The sequence below is a fragment of the Bacillus sp. LL01 genome (assembly GCF_001037965.1).
The window spans coordinates 1-3,859 of the sequence record NZ_LFEL01000204.1; the positions used below are offsets into that span (position 1 = coordinate 1).

A 3,859-nucleotide genomic window follows, 5' to 3' on the forward strand; every position below is an offset into this window, starting at 1 on the left:
AGACCATACGTCCTCGGCATGTTTTCATTCACTTCTAAAATAATACGTCTTGCCTCCTTTAATAAGGGCGCAACATAATCACAATGAGTTCCTAAACTAAAATAGCCCCCTTCATCCATTGGCGATACTGTAGCCATAATGACTTGGTCATTTGTCGCCTCTTTCAAAATTTCTGGTAGGTCTGAAAAATGATTAGGTAAAAGATCTACTTCATGATCGTAAAACGCTCTTCGTTCATCTTTATTTAAGAACATCGAAATAATTTTAACTTTAGATGGGTCTAACGATAAGACTGGATGAAGAGACAACATTTGAAACAGTCGGTTCCCTTCCAATCCATCATGGTCAGCCAAAGCCTTCATCAATGCTGGTGGCTCGCCTACCGCTAACGGTACAATGATGTCTTCACGTGGTTCAATAACTGATACCGCTTCCAAGGAAGTTGCAGTTTGTTTTTGATTATATAGGTCTTGCACATTCATGACATAATCCTCCTACATCCTATCGAGAAAGAATTCCCCAATATTTCATCTTATGTTTTGAATCCCCTCAAGCAATAATAATACTACGTTCTACACTTGTAACCAAGACAATCATCTTTCTTTTTTATCTCAAGATTAAAGAAATACTTTTCAGGATTGTCTAACTTTTCTATCATTATTTAGTCTCATTCATTATTATTTACGAATCCAAAGAAACCACACACGAAAATAATCCCAATCTGCAAAGTAAATATAACTAGGATTAATGGCGGTTTTCCACAAATTTCGATAAATTTCCACAGCGATATAATTACAATCTGATATAATGAAGGGCATGAAAACAATCAGAGAACAGATAATGATTTAATTGCTCTTTGTTGTTAGATAGGAGGACTTTTGGTGGACACACGAACGAAAAGATCAGTGCAACGTAAACGCAGACCTCGAAAGCGAAAGAAATTATTTGTCTCTTTCCTTTTACTTTTCTCTTTCCTATTTCTTTCGACCGCTGCATTCGCTGTACTTCAATATGAAATGGGTAAAAGTAATGCAAATCAAAATTTATCTAAAAACACAAATACAACTACGGAAAATACGGAAGAACAAGAATTCCAATCCAAAGAACCTGAAAATAATGAACCAATTAATGTACTCTTAATCGGCATTGATACTGCTGATGATGAACCAGCAAGAACAGATACAATTATGGTTGCTCAATATGACCCTAAAAATGGTAATGCTAAATTAGCTTCCATCATGCGTGATACGTATGTAGAAATTCCAGGTTATCGTGATAATAAAATTAATGCTTCATTCTTTCTAGGCGGACCTGATTTGTTGCGTGAAACCATAGAACATAATTTCGGTTTAGACCTGCACTATTATGCGATGGTGAATTTTGATGGGTTTGTGGAAGTAGTTGATACTGTTGCCCCAAGTGGCATAGAAGTTGATGTTAAAGATCCAATGTATTACTCTTCAGGGAGTACAGAGATAAATTTCAAACCAGGCCTTCAAAAACTTGATGGTAAGGAAGCATTAAATTACGTGAGGTTTAGAAGCGATGCTAATAATGATTTTGGGCGTGTTCAACGCCAACAAGAAATGATCTCTCTTATTAAAGATGAAGTATTATCGGTTTCCGGTATCACTCGCGTTCCTCGTCTGATCGGTTCAATTGAACCATATTTAGATACGAATATCAAAACAACTAGATTACTTAGTCTTGGTCGTGATATTTTGTTGAACCCAGTAGATGATATCGATACATTACGTATTCCTGTTCAAGATGGATATTATGATGAATACTATAGTCATGCTGGATCCGTTTTAGAGCTTGATTTCGAAAAGAATCGTGAAGCAATAAATTCATTTTTCTCTAACCCTTCAGAAGGATTTGTAAATGACTCACAAAAAAAAGATGAAGATGAGAAAGACTTGTAAAAAAAGCTCATTGCCTATAGCGGCAATGAGCTTTTCACTTCTTTAATATTGTTTAAATACTAGAGTAGCGTTATGTCCACCAAACCCTAGTGAGTTATTTAATACAGCTCGAACTTGTTGGTGTCTCGCTTCATTCGGTACATAATCTAAATCACATTCAGGATCAGGAGTTTCATAATTTGTCGTTGGAGGGATAACCCCTTCTTTAATGGCTTTGACAGAAAAGATTGATTCTATTGCTCCTGCAGCACCAAGTAAGTGACCCGTCATAGATTTTGTAGAACTAATAGCAAGCTTAGTTGCATGCTCACCAAAAACGGTCTTTACAGCCATTGTTTCAAACTTATCATTGTAAGGGGTGCTTGTTCCATGTGCATTCATGTAATCAATATCTTCAGGAGTTAATCCTGCATCCTCGATGGCTTGTTTCATAGCACGAGCCCCGCCTTCTCCTTCAGGTGCAGGAGCAGWCACATGATGAGCATCACCAGTTGCACCGTAACCAACGATTTCTGCATAGATCGTAGCACCGCGCTTTTCAGCTGATTCAAGACTCTCAAGAATTAAAATCCCAGCTCCTTCACCCATTACAAAACCATCACGATTTGCGTCAAATGGACGTGAAGCATTTTCAGGATTATCAGTTGTCGTCACAGCTTTAGCAGCACAGAACCCTGCTACTGACATATTCGTAATTGGAGCCTCTGCCCCACCTGTGATCATAACATCGGCATCACCGCGCTGAATAACTTTAAAGGCATCACCAATTGAATTCGTTCCTGAGGCACAAGCTGTAACCGAGCATGAGTTAATGCCTTTTGCTCCCGTGATAATCGATACTTGCCCTGAAGCCATATCAGGAATTAACATCGGCACAAAGAATGGACTAACTCGTCTGTGTCCTTTTTCAATAAACGTACGGAATTGCTGTTCAAAAGTCTCCATTCCACCTATCCCAGATCCAATCCATACACCTACACGATTTGCAATATCCTCAGTCACTTCAAGATTAGCATCTTTTAAAGCCATAAGAGAGGCAGCAACTGCAAATTGAGTGAAGCGATCCATCTTTCTAGCTTCTTTTTTATCCACAAATTCACTAGGATCAAAATCCTTTACTTCTGCTGCTACTTTCATCGGAAATTCCTCAGCGTTCACACGAGTTAATAAACCAATGCCGGACTCTCCTTGAATCGCTCTTTCCCAAGTTGTTTCTGCACTTAATCCAAGTGGTGTTACTGCACCAATACCTGTAACTACGACACGTCTTTTTTCCACAACGATTCTCTCCTTTTTTTAACTAATTCTATTTACTACTATTAACGTCCCCAACGTAGGGCAACCGATCCCCATACTAATCCTGCACCAAAACCTACAAGGACTAGAATATCTCCATCTTTAATTTTACCACTGTTCAACTCGTCTACCATAGCCATCGGGATAGAAGCTGAGGAAGTGTTACCGTATTTATGTACGGTCTTTGACATCTTTTCTATAGGAAGCTCTAGACGTTCACGAGCAGCTTCCATAATACGGATATTCGCTTGGTGAGGAACGAGGAAATCAACATCTTCCTTCGTTAAGCCAGCTTTGTGTAGGACTGAAAGAGAAGATTCTCCCATTTGTCTTACTGCAAATTTAAACACTTCACGGCCATWCATTTCTAAGAAATCACCTTTTTTATTGATATGCATTGCACCAGCACCATCAGCTCCAAGTTCAAAAGCTAGAAGCCCTTTACCTTCTGAAACCGGTCCTAAAACAGCGGCCCCTGCACCATCTCCAAAAAGGACAGCCGTATTACGATCAGAGAAATTTGTTACTTTAGATAGTTTCTCAACCCCGATAACGAGCACATGCTTATATGCTCCTGTTTCAATAAATTGCTGCCCCGTTGCCAATCCATAAATAAAACCAGCACACGCAGCACTTAT

Annotated in this window: 3 protein-coding genes and 1 pseudogene; 1 reads left to right on the forward strand and 3 read right to left on the reverse strand. The window is 38.9% G+C overall.

Going from position 1 to position 3,859, the window contains the following annotated elements; genetic code table 11:
- Positions 1-482, reverse strand: a pseudogene (locus AB685_RS27945) (4-hydroxybutyrate CoA-transferase); the annotation flags it as partial.
- Positions 483-1,016: 534 nt separating this feature from the next.
- On the opposite strand from AB685_RS27945, the gene AB685_RS27950 reads away from it, so the two are divergent.
- Positions 1,017-1,925, forward strand: coding sequence for an LCP family protein (locus AB685_RS27950; protein WP_241773406.1), 909 nt, complete (start codon positions 1,017-1,019; stop codon positions 1,923-1,925).
- Positions 1,926-1,967: 42 nt separating this feature from the next.
- On the opposite strand, the gene fabF is transcribed toward AB685_RS27950, so the two are convergent.
- Together fabF and AB685_RS27960 are read right to left on the reverse strand one after the other, a co-directional pair.
- A complete protein-coding gene (gene fabF / locus AB685_RS27955) occupies positions 1,968-3,203 on the reverse strand; it encodes a beta-ketoacyl-ACP synthase II (protein ID WP_047973872.1) in 1,236 nt (411 codons plus the stop codon).
- A gap of 41 nt (positions 3,204-3,244) precedes the next feature.
- A partial coding sequence (locus tag AB685_RS27960) for a beta-ketoacyl-ACP synthase 3 (protein WP_047973874.1) occupies positions 3,245-3,859 on the reverse strand: 615 nt, incomplete at its 5' end.